Source organism: Serratia sp. OLAL2 (assembly GCF_002752475.1).
GTDB classification, from domain to species: Bacteria; Pseudomonadota; Gammaproteobacteria; order Enterobacterales; family Enterobacteriaceae; genus Serratia; species Serratia bockelmannii.
Map to the genome: position 1 here is coordinate 722,931 of NZ_MSTL01000018.1, position 18,714 is coordinate 741,644.

General features: G+C 60.5%; 16 protein-coding genes. 6 read left to right on the top strand and 10 right to left on the bottom strand.

What is annotated here, in order from left to right; translation table 11 throughout:
- Positions 1-87: 87 nt before the first annotated feature.
- Together BVU99_RS16755 and BVU99_RS16760 are read right to left on the bottom strand one after the other, a co-directional pair.
- Complete coding sequence (locus BVU99_RS16755; protein WP_025302713.1) at positions 88-1,305, bottom strand: ROK family transcriptional regulator; 1,218 nt, start codon at positions 1,303-1,305, stop codon at positions 88-90.
- 159 nt (positions 1,306-1,464) lie between these two features.
- Positions 1,465-2,355 (bottom strand): LysR substrate-binding domain-containing protein, encoded by an 891-nt coding sequence (locus tag BVU99_RS16760; protein ID WP_025302712.1) that lies wholly within the window; start codon positions 2,353-2,355, stop codon positions 1,465-1,467.
- A gap of 147 nt (positions 2,356-2,502) precedes the next feature.
- On the opposite strand from BVU99_RS16760, the gene BVU99_RS16765 reads away from it, so the two are divergent.
- Positions 2,503-3,771 (top strand): MFS transporter, encoded by a 1,269-nt coding sequence (locus BVU99_RS16765; protein WP_031300458.1) that lies wholly within the window; start codon positions 2,503-2,505, stop codon positions 3,769-3,771.
- Positions 3,772-3,822: 51 nt separating this feature from the next.
- Here BVU99_RS16765 and BVU99_RS16770 read toward each other — a convergent pair whose 3' ends face one another.
- Together BVU99_RS16770 and BVU99_RS16775 are read right to left on the bottom strand one after the other, a co-directional pair.
- Positions 3,823-4,986 carry a glycoside hydrolase family 10 protein gene (locus BVU99_RS16770; RefSeq protein ID WP_099816838.1) on the bottom strand — a complete coding sequence of 388 codons (1,164 nt, stop codon included), beginning with the start codon at positions 4,984-4,986 and terminating at the stop codon, positions 3,823-3,825.
- 249 nt (positions 4,987-5,235) lie between these two features.
- Positions 5,236-7,032: a glycoside hydrolase family 3 protein gene (locus BVU99_RS16775; RefSeq protein ID WP_099816807.1), complete on the bottom strand. Its 1,797-nt coding sequence runs from the start codon at positions 7,030-7,032 to the stop codon at positions 5,236-5,238.
- A gap of 366 nt (positions 7,033-7,398) precedes the next feature.
- On the opposite strand from BVU99_RS16775, the gene tus reads away from it, so the two are divergent.
- Positions 7,399-8,337 (top strand): DNA replication terminus site-binding protein, encoded by a 939-nt coding sequence (gene tus / locus BVU99_RS16780; protein ID WP_099816806.1) that lies wholly within the window; start codon positions 7,399-7,401, stop codon positions 8,335-8,337.
- On the opposite strand, the gene BVU99_RS16785 is transcribed toward tus, so the two are convergent.
- From BVU99_RS16785 to BVU99_RS16795, 3 genes are all read right to left on the bottom strand, one after another.
- Entirely contained in the window at positions 8,327-8,695 is a 369-nt protein-coding gene (locus tag BVU99_RS16785; RefSeq protein ID WP_028128189.1) for a VOC family protein, read from the bottom strand. The genes tus and BVU99_RS16785 overlap by 11 nt on opposite strands.
- Before the next feature lie 90 nt (positions 8,696-8,785).
- Positions 8,786-9,475: a YafY family protein gene (locus tag BVU99_RS16790; protein ID WP_025302706.1), complete on the bottom strand. Its 690-nt coding sequence runs from the start codon at positions 9,473-9,475 to the stop codon at positions 8,786-8,788.
- Between the two features lies 1 nt (position 9,476).
- A complete protein-coding gene (locus tag BVU99_RS16795; protein ID WP_025302705.1) occupies positions 9,477-10,367 on the bottom strand; it encodes a LysR family transcriptional regulator in 891 nt (296 codons plus the stop codon).
- Between the two features lie 103 nt (positions 10,368-10,470).
- Between BVU99_RS16795 and BVU99_RS16800 the strand changes: the two genes are divergently transcribed.
- Positions 10,471-11,136 carry a peroxiredoxin-like family protein gene (locus BVU99_RS16800; protein WP_099816805.1) on the top strand — a complete coding sequence of 222 codons (666 nt, stop codon included), beginning with the start codon at positions 10,471-10,473 and terminating at the stop codon, positions 11,134-11,136.
- Between the two features lie 48 nt (positions 11,137-11,184).
- Here BVU99_RS16800 and fumC read toward each other — a convergent pair whose 3' ends face one another.
- On the bottom strand, positions 11,185-12,582 hold the full coding sequence (gene fumC, locus BVU99_RS16805) for a class II fumarate hydratase (protein WP_049203492.1): 1,398 nt from the start codon (positions 12,580-12,582) through the stop codon (positions 11,185-11,187).
- A 230-nt stretch (positions 12,583-12,812) separates the two neighbouring features.
- A complete protein-coding gene (locus BVU99_RS16810) occupies positions 12,813-13,145 on the bottom strand; it encodes a hypothetical protein (RefSeq protein ID WP_099816804.1) in 333 nt (110 codons plus the stop codon).
- A gap of 476 nt (positions 13,146-13,621) precedes the next feature.
- Between BVU99_RS16810 and manA the strand changes: the two genes are divergently transcribed.
- Both manA and BVU99_RS16820 read left to right on the top strand, forming a co-directional pair.
- Positions 13,622-14,800 (top strand): mannose-6-phosphate isomerase, encoded by a 1,179-nt coding sequence (gene manA, locus BVU99_RS16815; protein WP_025302701.1) that lies wholly within the window; start codon positions 13,622-13,624, stop codon positions 14,798-14,800.
- A 140-nt stretch (positions 14,801-14,940) separates the two neighbouring features.
- Positions 14,941-16,473 (top strand): YdgA family protein, encoded by a 1,533-nt coding sequence (locus BVU99_RS16820; protein ID WP_025302700.1) that lies wholly within the window; start codon positions 14,941-14,943, stop codon positions 16,471-16,473.
- Between the two features lie 44 nt (positions 16,474-16,517).
- On the opposite strand, the gene BVU99_RS16825 is transcribed toward BVU99_RS16820, so the two are convergent.
- Complete coding sequence (locus BVU99_RS16825) at positions 16,518-17,681, bottom strand: serine hydrolase domain-containing protein (protein ID WP_049208133.1); 1,164 nt, start codon at positions 17,679-17,681, stop codon at positions 16,518-16,520.
- Positions 17,682-17,783: 102 nt separating this feature from the next.
- On the opposite strand from BVU99_RS16825, the gene BVU99_RS16830 reads away from it, so the two are divergent.
- A complete protein-coding gene (locus BVU99_RS16830; protein WP_025302698.1) occupies positions 17,784-18,692 on the top strand; it encodes a LysR family transcriptional regulator in 909 nt (302 codons plus the stop codon).
- Positions 18,693-18,714: the final 22 nt, after the last annotated feature.

Consider the following 18,714-nt stretch of genomic DNA (forward strand, 5'->3'; position numbering starts at 1 on the left):
AGTCTTTCGGAAAAATTCTAGGGGATGCTGCCACGTAGGGGCTTGAGGTAGCTCAATCTTTTGCGGGATTAATAAGAAGTTCTGATGTTAGCCTTGCAGCAATTGCACCAGCAGCGAACCGTTGTACAGCGCCTCTTTCACCAGCGCGGCGCCGGGCATGGTGCCCTTATTGAAGAACTGCGTGGATTCGACCTTGACCTGCTCGCTGTAGGCCGGCAGCGCCTGCTGGCGAATGCAGGACGCGATGGCCGGGTGCAGGATCTCCGCCGCGCGGTTGAGCGGCGAGCCCACCAGGATCTTCTCCGGATTGAACAGGTTGACCATGATCGCCAGAATGCGCCCCACGCTGTGGCCGACGCCGAGAATGATGTCCCGCGCCAGCTGATCGCCCGCCAGCGCGGCGTCGCACAGCGATTCAACGGTCAGCGGCGCGCCGTGCAGGCTGGAGCTCATCGAACCGCTCAGCCGCTGCTGGGCGATCTCCAGGATGTTCTCGATGCTGGCTACGGTTTCAAGGCAGCCGTGGTTGCCGCAATAGCAGCGTTTGCCGTACGGATCGACCTGGGTGTGGCCGATCTCCACCACGCTGTGGCTGCCGGCGTGCAGCACGTGGCCGCCGGTGATCACCCCGGCGCCGACGTTGTGGTCGATCACCACCTGAATCACGTTCTGGCTGCCGCGCGAGGCGCCATACAGCGCCTCGGCCATGGTCCAGGCGCTGATGTCATGCTGCAAGTAAACCGGCAGGCCGGTGCGGGTTTCCAGCGCCGGGCCGAGCGGCATCTCCAGCACGTCGTAAAACGGCATGCGGTGCACCACGCCGGACTGCACGTCGATCATGCCCGGCAGCGTGATGGCGATCGCCGTCAGCCGCTCCAGCTTGCTTTGGTGGCGGATAAAGAATTGGTCGACTTCGGTCAGGATGCGTTTCAGCAGCGGTTCAGGGTGTTCGGCCGCCAGCGGCAGCAACTCTTCCACCACCAGTTTGCTGCTGAGATCGCGCAGCGCCAGCGTGATGCTGCCGCGGCTGATACGGGCGGAAAGGTAATGCCAAGCCTCGGTGTCCAGCACCAGCCCCACCGCCGGGCGGCCCCGGCTGCCGATTTCCTGGTACTCGGTTTCCTTGACCAGATGGGCTTCCAGCAGTTCGCGCACGATCTTGGTGATGCTGGCGGGCGCCAGCTGTGCGCGTTTTGACAGTTCGATACGCGAAATCGGGCCCAGCTGATCGATTAGCCGATAAACCGCCCCCGCATTGGTCTGCTTGATTTGATCGATATGCCCAGGCTGCCCAACCGCAATCACAAACCGGCTCCTACTATTTTTCGCGCTTCTAAATAAAGACTAGGGGTTATGGTGGGGCTTTTGTCATACAGCGTCAACTATTTGATTCGTTATGTGATTTGCTGCACAAATTCCTCGCAATTTCAGCGTGAATTGATTTTTATTTGCCCAACCTCAACGTCATTTCAGCATCAACGCCATCAGCGCCTGCGCCGCGGCGGTCAGCGGCCGGCGGCGGTGATGCACCAGCCAAACTTCGGTGGTGGCGTCCGGCTCCGCCAGCGGCAAATAGCGCACGCCGTCCACCCGCACTCGGGCGAATGACGCTGGCAAAATCGACACCCCCAACCCGGCGGAGACCAGCCCGATGATGGTCATCGCTTCCCCCACTTCCTGGGTGATATAGGGAGTAATGCCGGCCTTGCTGAGCAGCAGCAGGATTTCGTCATACAGCGCGGTGCCCACTTCGCGCGAGAAGAACACGAACGGCTCCTGCGCCAGGTGTTGAAAACGCAGCGCGCCGCCGGGCGTTTCCGCCAGCGGATGCCCCTCCGGCACCACCGCCACCAGCGGTTCGCGCAGCAGCAGCTGATAGTGCAGCGCTTCCGGCAGCCGCGTGTTGCGCATCACCCCCAGATCCAGCTCACCGTTCAGCAGCGGTTCGATCTGCTGTTTGGTGTTGATTTCGCGCATTTTGATATGCACCTGCGGGGACTGCTGACGAAAGGTGCGCAGGCTGCGCGCCACCACGCCGATAAAGGGCGCGGAAGAGGTAAAGCCGATGGTCATTTCCCCCAGTTCGCCACGATCCAGACGCGCCGCCTTTTCCGCCGCGCGCCCGACCTGATCGAGCACCTGGTAGGCTTCTTTGAGGAACATCTCCCCGGCCTGGGTCAAACTGACGTTGCGGTTGTTGCGCGCCAGCAGCCGCGCGCCGACCATCTCTTCCAGCGCCTGGATTTGCTGGCTGAGCGGTGGCTGGGAGATCCGCAACCGCTCGGCGGCACGGCCAAAATGCAGCTCTTCCGCCACGGCAATAAAGTAACGCAGGTGTCTCAGCTCGATATTCATATTTAAAACGTCTTAATTTGAATTATTAATATATTAGACAAAAAATTCGCCACTCCCTATCATTTTGTTATCTGCAAAGTGTCTGTTTATCTCCCCGAAGTTCGGTAAGGAAACGCTGTGACAACCCCTGTGCGTTCTGCGGCCGTGATGCCGTCGACGCTGGCCGCCAACGATGACGCGGCCGCTGCGCCAAAAGTAAAACGCTCCACCCTCAACAACAAACTCCCCTATATCGAACGCGGCACGCCGCAGTTTATGCGCGTAACGCTGGCGCTGTTTTCCGCCGGGCTGGCGACCTTCGCGCTGCTCTACTGCGTGCAGCCGATCCTGCCGGTGCTGTCGCAAGACTTCGGCGTATCGCCGGCGGAAAGCAGCCTGTCGCTTTCGGTCTCTACCGGCCTGCTGGCGATCGGCCTGATGTTCACCGGGCCGCTGTCAGACGCCATCGGCCGTAAATCGGTGATGGTGGTAGCGCTGCTGCTGGCGGCGGTCTGCACGCTGATCTGCGCCTTTATGACCAGTTGGCACGGCATTTTGCTGATGCGAGCGCTGATCGGCCTGTCGCTGAGCGGCGTGGCGGCGGTCGGCATGACCTATCTCAGCGAAGAGATCCATCCCAGCTTCGTCGCCTTCTCGATGGGGCTGTACATCAGCGGCAACTCGATCGGCGGCATGAGCGGCCGCCTGGTGACCGGGGTATTGACCGACTTCTTCTCCTGGCGCGTATCGCTCGGGGTCATCGGCCTGTTCGCCCTCGCCGCCGCCTGCATGTTCTGGCGTATCCTGCCTGCCTCGCGGCATTTTCGCGCCAGCTCGCTGCGCCCGCGCACCCTGCTGATCAACTTCAAGCTGCATTGGCACGATAAGGGCCTGCCGCTGCTGTTCGCGGAAGGTTTCCTGCTGATGGGCAGCTTCGTCACCCTGTTCAACTATATCGGCTATCGCCTGCTGGCGGATCCTTACCACCTGAGCCAGGCGATTGTCGGCCTGCTGTCGGTGGTGTACCTCACCGGTTCCTACAGCTCGCCCAAGGCCGGCGCGCTCACCTCGCGCTTCGGACGTGGCCCGGTGCTGCTGGCGTCAATCGTGATTATGCTGATCGGGATCCTGATTACCGCGCTGCCGCAGGTACCGGCGATCTTTATCGGCATGATGCTGTTCACCGCCGGTTTCTTCGCCGCCCACTCGGTGGCCAGCAGCTGGATTGGCCGCCGTGCGCGCCGCGCCAAAGGCCAGGCGTCGTCGCTGTATCTGTTCTGCTATTACGTCGGCTCCAGCGTGGCCGGCACCCTCGGCGGCGTGTTCTGGCACAGCTTCGGCTGGAATGGCGTAGCGGCGTTTATCAGCCTGATGCTGTTGCTGGCGCTGCTGGTGGTGCATTACCTGAAACGCCTGCCGGAAGCCGCTCGTCTTTGAAAAGAAAAAGCCGCGGCGATTTGCCGCGGCTCGTCCTGCCAGTGCCTGTGATTATTGACCGGTTTTCCAGCGGGTGCGCAGGTACTCCACGGCCTTATCCGTTTGCGGCTCGGTCAGATAGCGTTGCCGGAACAGGATGGTTCCCCCCATCCCCGGCAGGCTCTCGTTGAGATCCAACTGCCTTTTCAGCTCGGGAACGCCGCCGTCGACGGTCCAGGCCGGCTCGCTGGCCGATGGCGTGCCCACTTTATACAGCGCCACCCCGGCATAGAGCCGAACCGGCGTGCCTTTCACCACCTCGGCCCACCAGTTGGCCAGCACGTCGTAGCGGACAATTTCACGATCAAAAGGCCAATACAGCTGTGGTGCGATATAGTCGAGCAGCCCCAGTTTTACCCACTGGCGCGTATCGGCATAGGCCGTATCGTACGATGGCGCCCCTGCCCGCGTCGCCGAGCCGGCAGGATCGTCCGCTTTGTTTCGCCATACGCCCGCCGGGCTGACGCCAAACGCGACAGCGGGCTTTAGCGCCCTGACGGTGGCTGAAACCTGTTTTATCAATTGCAGCGTATTGTCTCTTCGCCAACTGGCCTTGTCTGCAAACCCTTTGCCGTAGGCGCGATACGTCTTCCCATCATCCAGCGGCGATTGCGGCGTTTCGTAATAGAAATAATCGTCAAATTGAATGCCATCGACATCATAGTTTTTGACTATTTCAGCCACCACGCCAGTGATCCAGTTGCGCACGTCGGGTAAGCCAGGATCGAGCACGAAGCGGTCGTTGGCCGTGCGGATCCAGTCAGGATGCAGCGCATAGACGCTGGCCGGTGGGGACTGCAACGTCTGATTAAGTGTATCAATCGTTTGCTGTCGGGTATTCATGGAAACCCGATAAGGGTTCAGCCAGGCGTGGACCTTGATACCGCGCCGGTGCGCTTCTTGCAGCATAAAGGCCAGCGGATCATAACCCGGATCCTGGCCCACGGTGCCGGTCAAGACCTCAGACCAAGGCAAGATGTCAGAACGCCACAGGGCCGTTCCGTCCGGTTTAACCTGAAAATACACCGTGTTAATCCCGGTTTTCACCATGTCGTCCAGTGCGTCCGTCAGCCCCTGCTGCTGCAGGCGCACCCGCTCTTGCGCCGTTTCCGCTTTCAGGGAGGCCGCCGGCGGCCAGTCCAAGCCAATGACCGTGGCCAGCCAGATGCCCCGCATCGGTGTAACCGGCGGTGCAGGCTGCGGAGGCTTTTCCGGCTCAGGGGGTTTGGCGCATCCGCTCACGCCCAGCATGGCGGCCATCAACAGCCATCCGCCTAGTTTTGTTGCGCCTGTCGGCATAAATGTTCTCCTTCCGTGAGTGACGGTTATCCCATGTCGTATCGTGCAGAGCAAGAAACCGCCCGCTTTCTCAACGCGAGCAAGCTGCCGGCGTCGCCCTTTCTGACGACGCCGGTACTTGTCCCATTACCAGCTCAGCCCGGTCCCGCGAGGGAATGCGATCTTGCCCGTGTTGGTCTCCACATCGTAGTCATGCCAGGTGTTGACCGGCAGTTTTCCGTGCGGTGTGATTTTTCCCGTCAGCACCTGTGCCAGAGATATCATCGAGGGACCGCGCCACACGCCGCTGTCATACCCGTAGTAAGAATAGGTGGCGACGGCCGCCTCCACGTCTGCGGCATAGTTCACGATATCGTAAGGTGCGCGCAGTGAGAGGTGAACGCGCTTTTTCCCCTGTTCGGCGGCGTATTTCAACCAGCCCGGATAAGGGATGCTGTCATTACTCGCTCCGGTTGCGGAGGTAATGACCCCATCCTGTTCAGCAGGCGTAAAGCGGGTCGAAAGCGTGCCGAGCAGGAACACGTCGCAATCGGCAATATGCGCCCTAACCTGAGCATCGCTCAGTTCCGTTTCCTTCGCGGCAACGACGTTCTGGTAGCCTTCCTGTGCCATCACGTTAGCGATGCCTTTGGCCTGCTCACCCCACGGGGTCAGGATAAAATAGCGCAGCGCCTTGTCTTTCAACGGCAGCAGGCTGTGGCGGTTAATGACCACGGTAATGGAGCGATCGGCGATGCGTTTTTCCAGCTTATGCGCTGAGGACGAAACGCTGCTGGAACAAGAGGCTTCGCGATGCCCCATCAGGTGATGGCGTAATTTGAGGCGCAAAATGCGCTCGACCGAAGCATCGATATCGGCCTCGCTGAGATGCCCTGTTTTCACCCGGTCCGCAAGGTAACGAATCAGGTCCGGCAGCAGGTTAGCCTGGGCCGGCGAAGCGATGCTGACAGGCATCAGGGCGATATCCACCCCGGCGGCAAAGACGTTTTCAGCCGCCCCCTGTTGGGTGAAGTGCTCAGCAATCGCGCCCATATCCAGCGCGTCTGAAATCGTTACGCCGGCATACCCCAACTCATTGCGCAGGATGCGGGTCTGAATTTCATACGACATGGTGGCCGGCACCGTGATTTTTTCTCCGCTGCGGGTGTCGATCTGGCGGTTATCCAGCGCGGGGTACTGAATATGCGCGGTCATGACCATGTCCGGCGCCGCACAGCGGTCAATGGCCTGTTTGTAAGGCGCGATATCGATGGCAAACGCCTCTTCCCGCGTACGATCGACGCGCGGCAAACCGGTATGCGAGTCGGTGGAGGTGCTGCCATGGCCAGGGAAGTGTTTGTAAGCGGTGATAAGCCCTTGCTGCTTCATCCCCGCCACCATTTTCTCGGCCAGGCGGGAAACGGCGTTCTTATCATCGCTGAAGGCGCGAACGTTAATCACCGGGTTGAACGGGTTGGTGTTGACGTCCACGACCGGGGCAAAGTTGGTATTGATATGCAACGCGCGCATATCCTGGGCCATCAGCTTGCCCTGTTCAACGGCGAGCTGTTTATCCGCACCGCCCTCAATCGCCGCCGCCAGCGCCATATTGCCGGGGAATGAGGCATAGTCGCCGCGCGGCAGCCGGAAAACGTTACCGCCCTCATTATCCGTGCCGATAAACAGGCGAATGCCGGCGTGCGTTTTCATCGCGGCATACCAAGCCGTCAACGTTTTGATCTGCTGCTTGTCTTTCAGATTATTGGCGAACAGGATTACCCCGCCCACGTGGTTATCGGCGATCAGCTTGCCAATGGCTTCATCGGGAACGGTCATATCCTGATTGCTGCTACCGTTCCGATCCCAGTAGCGAAAATCCAGCATGATTTTTTGCCCGATCTTCTCTTCCAGCGTCATGTTTTTGACTTTCTGTTTAATATCCACAGTAAACCTCCTGTTAAAGCACCCGTTAATGACAGAAGAAAAGATAACCCCAAGGGCTCATAGCGTCCTGCCATTCTGTTTGTTCCAGCGATTGGACAACGGCAAACGAGAAATGGACTAAACAAAAAATAAACGAGCGGGAAAAAATTCATCCATGAATCAAAACCATAAGAAGACCAGGTTTATTTTCGACAATCACGCTTACCCGCATGTGTGGCAGACGAGCGAGAGAATTCCCCCTGCTACCCGCCCTATTTCCCCCTGGTAAGCCGGGCGGGCAGTTAAGCCGAGTATTTCCCCATCGCCGATGTTGCCCCCTGCCTGCTACTCTCCTATAGTATGTTGTAACTAAAATAGGAGCGTACGATGAGCAGATACGATGTGATTGGCCGAATGAATGCCTGCTTTGTCGAGCTAGAGCAGGCGCTGAGCGCATTGCAGCAGCAGATCACCCCGCTGCGCTTGCTGGCAGCGCGGGTGTTCAGCCTGCCGGAGGTTGAAAAAGGCCAGGAACATCAGGCTATCTCGCATATCGCGGTCGAACAGCACGTGGGACAAGCGGCGCGCGATCTGGCGCTGGAGCATTATCAGCGGCTGTTCATCCACCATAACCGGGAGAATGTCAGCAGCAAGGCCGCCGTGCGGCTGCCCGGCGTTATCTGTCTGGCGGTGGAGCAACCGGAGTATCAGGCGCTGCAGGCGCAGCTGGCGCTGATCAACCGCCTGAAGGGCGAACTGGAGCAGATTATCACCGTCGATTCCGGTCTGGCGCCGGAGCAGCGTTTCGAGTTCGTACACACCCATCTGCACGGGCTGATTACCCTCAGCGCCTACCGCACCCTCACCGCCCTGACCAACCCCGACTCGGTGCGCTTCGGCTGGGCCAACAAGCACATCATCAAAAACGTCAAGCGGGACGACATCCTGGCGCAGCTGGAGAAAAGCCTGAAAGCCGGCCGCGCGGTGCCGCCGCACAGCCGTGAACAGTGGGCCGCCCTGGTCAGCCGCGAAATAGACGATGTCAGCCGTCTGCCGCAGTACGCGACGCTGAAAATCAAGCGGCCGGTCAAAGTACAACCTATCGCCCGCGTGTGGTATCAGCAGCAGCAAAAGCAGGTGCAGCACCCCTGCCCGCTGCCGCTGATCGCCCTGTGTCAGGTAGAGAGCGGCGCCGCAGTGCCGAAGATTGGCGAGCTGCTCAACTACGACGTTGACGCGGTGAAACACCGTTACAAACCCGACGCCCGACCGCTGCGGCTGCTGGTGCCGCGCTTGCACCTGTATGCCGATGACGCTACTCGCTGAGGGCATATACTCGCAGGCGATGGCCGTCCGGATCCCGTGCGACGAAGGTGTAACCGAATTCCATCTCGGTCGGCGTTTGCTCGATAGGCAGCCCGAGTTCGCGCCACTGGTTATAGCGCGCTTCGACCTCTTGCGGATCCTGGCACAAGAAGCCCAGCTCACCGCCGCCGCCGGTCAACGTGGCAGCGGGTTTTACCCCCTGTTTGGCCCACATCCCCAGCTTGAAGCCGTTGTTGAGCACAAACAGGGCGAAGCCGGGAGAAAGCTCTACCGGCGCCTGTCCCAGTAAACGTTGATAAAAGGCGGCACTGTTCAGCGGATTGTCGACGTAAAGCAGGGTCATGCTGGGAAGGGTCATCGGTCTGTCCTCTGGATGATGGGAACCGGCCGGTTCCCGATAGGCACAGACTAAGGCGCGCGACTGACAGTTTATGGCAGCAGCGTGCCGCTATTGCTCCGCAATGCCCTCGCTGAGGCGCCACTCTTTCAGCAGCCGCCGCCGTCCGCGCGGATAGCGCGGTTCCAACGGCGTGGCGGCCTGGATGCGATCGAGGCGAAAATGACGAAAGGCCTGGCGCAGCTCGCACCAGGCGACCAACATCTGGAACTGGTCGAAAAAACCCAGTGCAAAGGGCCACAACAGGCGTTCGCTGCGCTGCCCCGCCAGGTCAAGATAGTCGATATGCAGCTTGCGCTCGCGGCGGATGGTGTCACGGATCAGCACCCGCAGCTCATCCGCCACCGGCGGCGCCTGAACCGGCGCTATCAACAGCGTGTTGGCCTCAAGCTCCTCCCGCAGTGCCGGCGGCAGCACGTCAGCGATCTTGGCCAGCGCCTGGCCCGCCGCACTCGCCAGCTGACTGTCGCCGTGGCGGCTGACCCAGCGCATCCCCAGCACCAGTGCTTCTGTCTCCGCCTGCGAGAACATCAGCGGCGGTAGCATGAAGCCGGGGCGCAGCACATAACCGACGCCCGCCTCGCCGGCGATCTCCGCCCCCTGCTGCTGCAGCGTGGCGATATCGCGGTACAGCGTGCGCATGCTGATGCCCAGCGTCTGCGCCAGCGCATGGCCCGCCACCGGATAACGGTGGCTGCGCAGCAGCTGCATCAGATCGAGTAAACGTTGTGCGCGCGACATATCACGGCTCCCTGCATAACGCGGTTTGGACAAAATCGGCAAAGGCCCGCGCCTTGGCCGAAACGAAATGGCCGCCGGGGAACACCGCCCACAGCGCCAGCGGCGGCAGTTGCCAGTCCGCTAAGGCCGCAATCGCCGCCCCGCTTTGCAGCTCGTTGCGAAACATGCCTTCGCTGGCGACGGTAGCACCGAAGTCCGCCATCACCAGCTCGCGCACGCACTCCGCCGCGTTGACCCGCATGCGCCCTGGCAGCCGCAGCGTGCGCTGTTCCTCTCCACGGCTGAAGCGCCACTGCTCGCCGCCGCCACGGTGATGGTAAATCACCATCTCATGCTGCAACAGATCTTCCGGCCGCTGCGGCATACCGGCAGCGGCAAAATAGCCGGGCGTGCCGATCACGCATTGCTTTACCTCACCCAGCTTGCGGGCGGTAAAGCCGGAATCCTCCAATTCGCCAATACACAGGGCAATATCGATGCCCTCTTCAATCAGCGACAAATTGCCGTCATCCAGCAGCAGATCGACGTTCAACCGCGGATTGGCGCGCATAAACGCCGTCAAATCAGGCAAGGGAACGATGCGGGCGAACACCGCCGCCGAAGCGACCCGAAGCCGGCCGCTCAGGGTCTCGCCAGCGCTCTGCACCAGCGCTTCGGTCTCCGCCAGCTCGTTAAGGATACGTCGGGTGCGTTGATACAGCTGCTGTCCCGCATCCGTCGGCTGCAGGCCGTGGGTCGAGCGCAGCATCAGGCGCGTGCCGAGCTGCTGTTCCAGCCGCGCCACCGCTTTTGAGACTGCCGGCTGCCCCACGTGCAGCCGCCGCGCTGCCGCGGTAAAGGAACCGCTCTCGTAAACGCAGGCATAGGTTTCGTAATCGGCAAATTTACCCATGACATTCCTTGATGGAATAACGGTTAGCATTTATTGCAGTCTACACGCGCCATTTAGGAATGGGCAAGATGAGCGCTCCCCCTCATTCCCATCAGGAGAACGCATGACACTGCAAGACAAACTCGATGCCTTCAAAGTGGCATTCGAAACCGACCAACTGCCGTTCAAACTCGCGGCGCAAGATCACGCGCTGATGCGTGAGGCGATCCAGGCGCAGATCGCGTCGGGCATTACCGAATGCGCGCTGACGGTCGGCGACGCCGCGCCCGGCTTTATCCTACCGGACAGCGAAAACCGGCCATGCTCTTCCGCGGCGCTGTTGGCGAAGGGCCCACTGGTCATCAGTTTCTATCGCGGGGTCTGGTGCCCTTACTGTACGCTCGATCTGCAGGCGCTGCAGGCCGCACTCCCCGCCATCACGCATCACGGCGCGCAGCTCGTGGCCATTTCACCGCAGAGCGCGGTGCATAACCGCCAGGCCGCGCGCGATCACGATCTCACCTTTCCGCTGCTCAGCGATGCAGGCAATCGCCTGGCGGCTCAATTCGGCCTGCGTTACCGCCAGCCGGACGCGCTGATCGCCCTGTATCAACAGCGGCTCGGCCTCGATCTGGCGCAGTTCAACCAGGATGACAGCTGGACGCTGCCGCTGCCGGCGCGGTTCGTCATTACTCCCGATGGCCGTATTGTCTACGCCGAAGCGCACGCCGATTACACCCGGCGGCCGGAGCCGCAGGCGCTGTTGTCGGTGCTGGAAGGATTAGCATGAAAAGACGGGGCGCAACCGCGCCCCGTTAAGAGATGGTGATGAACGCGGTTACTTCTGCATGCTGCCGACCATCGCTTCCGGCCGCACCCACTCATCGAACTGCGCTTCGGTCAGATAGCCGAGCTTCAGCGCCGCGGCTTTCAACGTCAGCCCTTCCTTGTGCGCTTTCTTGGCGATTTCCGCCGCTTTGTCATAACCGATATGGGTGTTGAGCGCCGTCACCAGCATCAGCGATTCATTCAGCAACTGGGTAATGCGATCGCGGTTCGGTTCGATGCCCACCGCGCAGTGCTCGTTGAAGCCCTGCATACCGTCGGCCAGCAGGCGGATCGACTGCAGGTAGTTGTGGATCACCATCGGGCGGAACACGTTCAGCTCGAAGTTGCCGGAAGCCCCGCCGATGTTCACCGCCACGTCGTTGCCCAGCACCTGCGCGCACAGCATGGTCATCGCTTCACACTGGGTCGGGTTGACTTTGCCCGGCATGATGGAGCTGCCCGGCTCGTTCTCCGGGATCGAGATCTCGCCGATGCCGCAGCGCGGGCCAGACGCCAGCCAGCGCACGTCGTTGGCGATCTTCATCAGCGAAGCCGCCAGCCCTTTCAGCGCGCCATGCCCTTGCACCAGCGCATCGCAGGTCGCCAGCGCTTCGAACTTGTTCGGCGCGGTGACGAACGGCTGATGGGTCAATTCCGCCAGCGCTTTAGCGACGCGCACCGCGTACTCCGGATGGGTATTCAGGCCGGTGCCGACCGCCGTGCCGCCCAGCGCCAGCTCGGCGATGTGCGGAATACTGCCCTCGATGTGTTTCAGATTGTGCGCCAGCATCGCCGCCCAGCCAGAGATTTCCTGCCCCAGGGTCAGCGGCGTGGCGTCCTGCAGATGGGTGCGGCCGATTTTAACGATGTCGCGGTAGGCTTCGGCCTTGTCGCTCAGCGTCTTGTGCAGCACTTTCAGCTCGGGGATCAGGTGCTCGCGCAGCGCAATCACCGCCGCCACGTGCATCGCGGTGGGAAACACGTCGTTGGAGCTCTGGCTTTTATTGACGTCGTCGTTCGGATGCACCTTGCGCTCTTCACCGCGCACGCCGCCCAGTAGCTCGCTAGCGCGATTGGCCAACACTTCGTTCATGTTCATGTTGGTCTGGGTACCGGAGCCGGTTTGCCAGATGGACAGCGGGAACTGGTCAGCATGACGATCCGCCAGCACTTCGTCGGCGGCGTTGATGATGGCGGCACCCCGCTCGGCCGGCAGCAGCCCCAGATCCACGTTCACCTGCGCGGCGGCGCGCTTGGTCAACGCCAGCGCGTGGATCAGCGCGGTCGGCATCTTTTCGGAGGAAATACGGAAATGTGCCAACGAACGCTGGGTTTGCGCGCCCCACAGCTTGTCGGCCGCGACTTCGATGGGGCCCATAGAGTCTTTTTCGATACGAACGCCTGCCATCATGATCTCCTTAGCATAATTCCTAAAATTGTAGGGTTAGGCCGACGCGCTACCCCCCGTCGGCATGCACTCCCAGTATAGTGACATAATAACTATTCGCATTAAGAGAGTTATCTCACAGCACGTTTCATCTCTTTTACCCATCAATGACGAGGTTATTTTCCGCCGGTTAACCCGCGCCGAAATAAATGGCCGGAAATGAGTCCGGAGAATAAAAGTGTGGGTAGCCATTAACGCGGATGACGCGAATTAAAATTATTGATGCGTTGCGCCTGTAAATGATTGAGCTCATCGATACGTTGTTGCTGCAGATGATTGATCTCGTCATAGGCGTCCTGCCGTTCATTATGCCGATACGCCCCGGTCGCCACCGTGCCGGCGGTAAGTGCCAGCGGGTGCGCCACGGGTGCGATCGCGGTGGGAACCGCTACCGGCGCGGGTGCAACGACGATCGGTGCCGGCGCGATCACCACGGCGCGCGGAGCCGCGTAGGGATAGGCGACAATCACCGCCGCCTGAGCTGCGCCGGTGCAAAAGCCCAACAACAACAACAGTTTTTTCATGCAACAGACCTCTTGTTTCGTTAAATCGACTCGTTGGCCGTTACGGTAAAGGGGTCTGACGCGCCGGTTTAAGCTCGGCGTGTGATCGCCCGGCGCAGCGCGAAAATAATAATAAGGGAATGGCTCAGACGGTAAAAAATAAATTCAGCCGACATAGTTTGACATGTTGAAGAATAAATAATGACGCAGGATAAACGAGCTATCGGCAATAACCCATTCTCCCAAAGAATAATCTTGCGACGGATTTTCTGGGCCGCGTTGAGACCTGCGCACCAATTGAGACGCCGATCGTTATCACGCTATACTTTGGCCCCGTTGCCGGGCGCGACGTTATCCGGCGATGTTTTGATCGCGCCCATGATTTTTCCTGCCGACGCGAGGGTATGATGGTCGTCGGCATAGATTGAGTTAACCGTATAAAATCAGAAGGTTAATTGCCAATAGTGCGGCAATGACGCAGAAGGACGTTTATCGACATGCAAAAAATGACCAACGCGGTACAGAATTACGCTTGGGGCAGCCACGACGCGCTGACCCGTCTTTACGGCATCGCCAACCCGGATAATCAGCCGATGGCCGAACTGTGGATGGGCGCCCATCCCAAGAGCCCTTCCCGCGTGCCGGGCGCCGACGGTGAACTGCGTTCGCTCCGCGATCTGATCGACGAAGACCAGCCAAAACAGCTGGGCGCCAACGTCGCCAGCCGTTTTGGCGAGTTGCCGTTCCTGTTTAAAGTGCTGTGCGCCGATCAGCCGCTGTCGATCCAGGTCCACCCGAGCAAAGCGGCGGCCGAGGTCGGCTTCGCGAAAGAGAACGCCGCCGGCATCCCGCTGAGCGCCGCCGAACGCAACTACAAAGATCCCAATCACAAGCCCGAGCTGGTGTTCGCGCTGACGCCGTTCCTGGCGATGAACGGTTTTCGTGAATTGGCCGATATCGTTTCCCTGCTGCAACCTATCGCCGGCGCGCACCACGATATCGCCGCCTTCCTGCAGCAGCCGGACACCGCCCATCTGTCTACCCTGTTCGCCAGCCTGTTGACGATGAGCGGCGAGCAGAAGTCGCTGGCACTCGGCGTGCTGAAAGCCGCGCTCAACAACCAGCAGGGTGAACCCTGGGATACCGTGCGGTTCATCGCCGGTTTCTATCCGGACGACAGCGGCCTGTTCTCACCGCTGCTGCTGAACGTGGTGCAGCTCGCGCCGGGCGAAGCGATGTTCCTGTATGCCGAAACGCCGCACGCCTACCTGAAAGGCGTGGCGCTGGAAGTGATGGCCAACTCGGATAACGTGCTGCGTGCCGGCCTGACGCCGAAATTTATCGACGTGCCCGAGCTGCTGGCCAACCTGCAGTTTCGCCCGCAGCCGGCTTCCGGCCTGCTGACCCAACCGGAGCGGCGCGGCAACGAGCTGTTCTTCCCGATCCCGGTGGAAGATTTCGCCTTCTCACTGCACGATTTGACCGCCGCGCCGCAGGCGCTGGCACAGCGGAGCGCGGCTATCGTGTTCTGCGTCAGCGGCGAAGCGACGCTGGAAAAATCCGGGCAGCGCCTGACGCTCAAACCGGGTGAATCCTGCTTTATCGGCGCCTTCGAATCCCCGGTCAACGTCAGCGGCAGCGGCCGCATCGCCCGGGTTTATAACCAACTGGCCTAACCGTTGATAAATTTCAGCAAATTGCTTGCTGAAAGCGAGAGCTGCCCCCACAATTAAACGCCTGCGGGCGTTTTTTGGCGGCCCCTATTTGCCCCTCCCACGCAACGGAGGGTGATAAGAAAAAAGGATGAAACAGAGCTATGAAAAAATCGTTAGTCGCTGTCAGCGTCATTGTCGTTCTTGGCGCAGCATGGACCGGGGCATCCTGGTACACCGGGAAACAGATCGAGCAGCACATGGGCGAAGTCGTCGACAACGCCAACGGCCAACTGAAAGCCTACCTGCCGAAAGCCGGCGTCAAGCTGAGCTATGAAAATTACCAGCGCGGCCTGTTCAGCAGTAAAGTGCGTTATGTGCTGCGTTCCGACGGCACGGATACCAGTGAAAACGCGGCGCTGAAAGCCGGTGAAGAAGTGGCGTTCCTGGAAACCATCGATCACGGTCCGTTCCCGTTCGCGCAGCTGAAAAAATTCAACCTGCTGCCGAGCATGGCGTCGGTGCATACCGAGCTGGAAAACACCCCGGCGGTGAAAGGCCTGTTTGAAACCACCAAAGGCAAATCGCTGTTTACCGCCGATTCGCGCATCTCGTACAGCGGCGATACCGCGTCCACCATCGACTTTATCCCACTGGACTACCAGAAGGATAAATCTTCGTTGAAATTCAGCGGCGCCACCATTGACGCCGACGTGTCCCGCGATCTGAAAAAATTCGCGCTGGACGCCAATAGCGACACTATCGTGTTCGCCAGCCCGAACGAATTCGGCCAAAACGAGCAGATCACCTTCCAGGGCTTCAACCTGAAAGGCAACAGCAACGAAAGCAAGTTCGGCGTGAAGCTCGGCGATCAGACGATGACCCTGAAACAGTTCAAACTGACGATCGACGGTAAAGACACCGTGGCGTTGGACGGTTTCAATCTGGTGAGCAAGTTCGGCGAGCAAGGCAGCAGCAACATCGGCGGCCAGATCGATTACACCATGGACGCGCTCAAGGTGCAGGGCAACGACTTCGGCGCCGGTAAACTGACGCTGAAAATCGACAACGTCGACGGCAAGGCGCTGAAAGACTTCTCCGACAGCTACAACCGCCAAACCATGGCGCTGCTGCAGCAGGGCGAGAACCTGGATCCGGACGTCTACGAACAGCAGACCTCCGAGATGCTGCAAAAGAACCTGCCGATGCTGCTGAAAGGCAACCCAAGCCTCAGCATCGCCCCGCTGAGCTGGAAAAACAGCAAGGGTGAGAGCCTCTTCACGCTGGATCTGGCGATGACCGATCCGAGCAAGGCCGCCTCCCCAGCACAGTCGCCGGATCAAGTGATCGCTCAGGCGGTTAAAAAGCTGGATCTCAGCCTGACCATTCCGGAAGCGATGGCCACCGAAGTGACCGCGAAGACCGCTCTGTTGCAGGGTTACAATGAGGAAGACGCGCAGAAACTGGCGCAGCAGCAAGTGCAGGGCCTGGCGGCCATGGGCCAGATGTTCAAGCTGACCACCCAGAAAGACGGCGTGATCGCGAGCAAGTTCCACTACGCTGACAATCAGGTTGACCTGAACGGCAACAAGATGTCTCTGCAGGAGTTCATCGGCCAGTTCGCCATGCTGGGCGCCCCGGCGGAAGACGCTGAACCGGCGCAGGAAGCGGAACCCGCTCCGGCACCGGCGCAGTAATCGCCTGAAAGCCTGACAAGGGCCCCCTGCGGGGCCCTTTTTATTTATCCCTGCAGCGCCGCATACACCGCATCGCGGATCTGCTGCGGATAGCGGCCGCACATGCCCTCAAACGCGGTGTTGGTCAGTATCACCACGCTCAGCTGCGCCTGTGGATCAAAGAACCAGCTGTGGCCATAAACGCCGCCCCAGGTCAGCGTGCCGACATGCTGCGGCGTCTGCGCCGCTTCTGCGTCCACCAGCAGCGCGCCGCCGAAACCAAATCCCCAGCCCGGCCCTTGCGTTTGCGCCTGCGCCCCCACATGCGGACTGCGCAGCAACGCCACCGTGTCCGGCTGCAAGATGCCCTGCCCGCCGCTGCGCAACGCTTCCACCAGCTGCAGCACATCGTCGGCATCGCCGACCATGCCCGCGCCGCCGGAAGGATAAGCCTCCGCGTTAAGCGCCCGCGCGGGTGAAAACAGCACCTCGCCCCCCGCCATCTCCTCCGGCAGCGCCACCCGCAGGCCTTCATGCATGCGCTGCGGCCCTTGCGGCGTGTTGTAATACGGCGTCGCCAGATTCGCGGCGTCCGTCGTATAAAACGCGGTATTGCCGAGCCCCAGCGGCCGCGCCACCCATTCGACAAACAGCTGCGGCAGCGGCATGCCCGTCACCCGCTCCAACACCGCGCCAAGCACGTCGATAGCCAGCGAATAATTGAAGCGCTCTCCCGGTTGCGACAGCAACGGTGCCTGCGCCAACAGCCGCAGGTTTTGCTCCAGCGTCAGCGTCGACAGCTCCACGCCGTCCTGGATCCCCAACTGATGGTAAACGCCTGCCGGCGGTTGGTTCAGCCGATAGTCCAGCCCGGCGGTATGACTCAGCAAATGACGGATCTTGATCGTCGGGCGCCGGCCATCCGCCAGCGCCGGGGTAAACCACGGCAGCCAGTCGCTGACCGCATCGTCCAGGCTCAGCTTGCCCCGTTCAATCAGGCGCAGCGCCGCCAGCGTGGTATAGGGTTTGGAAACCGACGACAGCCGAAACTGCGTTTCTCGCCGCATCGGCCGCCGCGCTTCGCGATCGGCATAACCGGCCGCGCCGGCGTAACAAATCTCGCCCTGCCGCGCCACCAGCACTACGCTGCCCACGATGCGCCCTTCGGCCATCGCCTGTTGATCGATCGCCGCGATCCGTTCTGTTAACGCCCGTTGTGTTGCCGACATGATTTTTATCTCGCTGAGGGAAAGTAAAACCAGTCTAAAACGTTCGTCATAAATTAAAATAAGGCATAATTTAATGAATCATTAAGCACAGGTTATTAATAGATGAGTTCACTCCTGCAACTGCTGCCCTATTTCGAAGCCGTCGCACGCCTGGGCAACTTTACCCGCGCAGCCAACCAACTGGGCGTCACGCCGCCGGCGGTGTCACAAAACATTCAGGCGCTGGAGAATCAGCTGGGGGTGCGCTTATTTCACCGCACCAGCCGCTCGGTGCGCCTCAGCGACGAGGGCCGGTTGTTCTATCAGAAGGTCTCGCCGGCCATGAGCCAGATCGACGTGGCGGCAGACGACGTGCGCACCCTGGGCGCACAGCCGGCGGGCCTGCTGCGCATCACGCTGCCGCAACTGGCCGCTTCGCTGCTGGTGATGCCGCACCTGGCGGAATTTCAACGGCGCTATCCCGAAGTACAGCTTGAGCTGTTTACCGAAGACCGCTTTTCCGATCTGGTGCTGGGCAGTTTCGATGCCGGCATTCGCATGCACGCGATGCTGCAAAAGGACATGATCGCCGTGCCAATCGACAACGGCCAGCGCCGGGTGCTGGTCGCCTCGCCCGACTATCTGACGCGCTGCGGCGTACCGGCCACGCCGGACGATCTGCCAGCTCACCACTGCCTGCGCTACCGCTTTCCCGGCAGCGGAAAAATGGAGCCCTGGTATTTCAGCCTGGGCGACGATGAACGCGCGCTGGACGTCAGCGGCAGTTTGATCTTTAACGAGGATCGGTTGATCAAGGATGCGGCATTGGCGGGCCTGGGTATCGCACAGCGTTTTCAGGGCACGGTGGTGCAAGAACTGGCGCAGGGGCAACTGGTGGAAGTGCTGCCGGAGTATGCCAGCGAGGCATCGGGATTTTTCATCTACTTTCCCGCCGGCAGGCATCTGCCGCTCAAGCTGCGCGCCTTTATCGATTTCATGCGCGAGCGGCGTGAACGGCAGCATCGGTGGTAGGGGCGCCTCGCCGGCGCCCCTG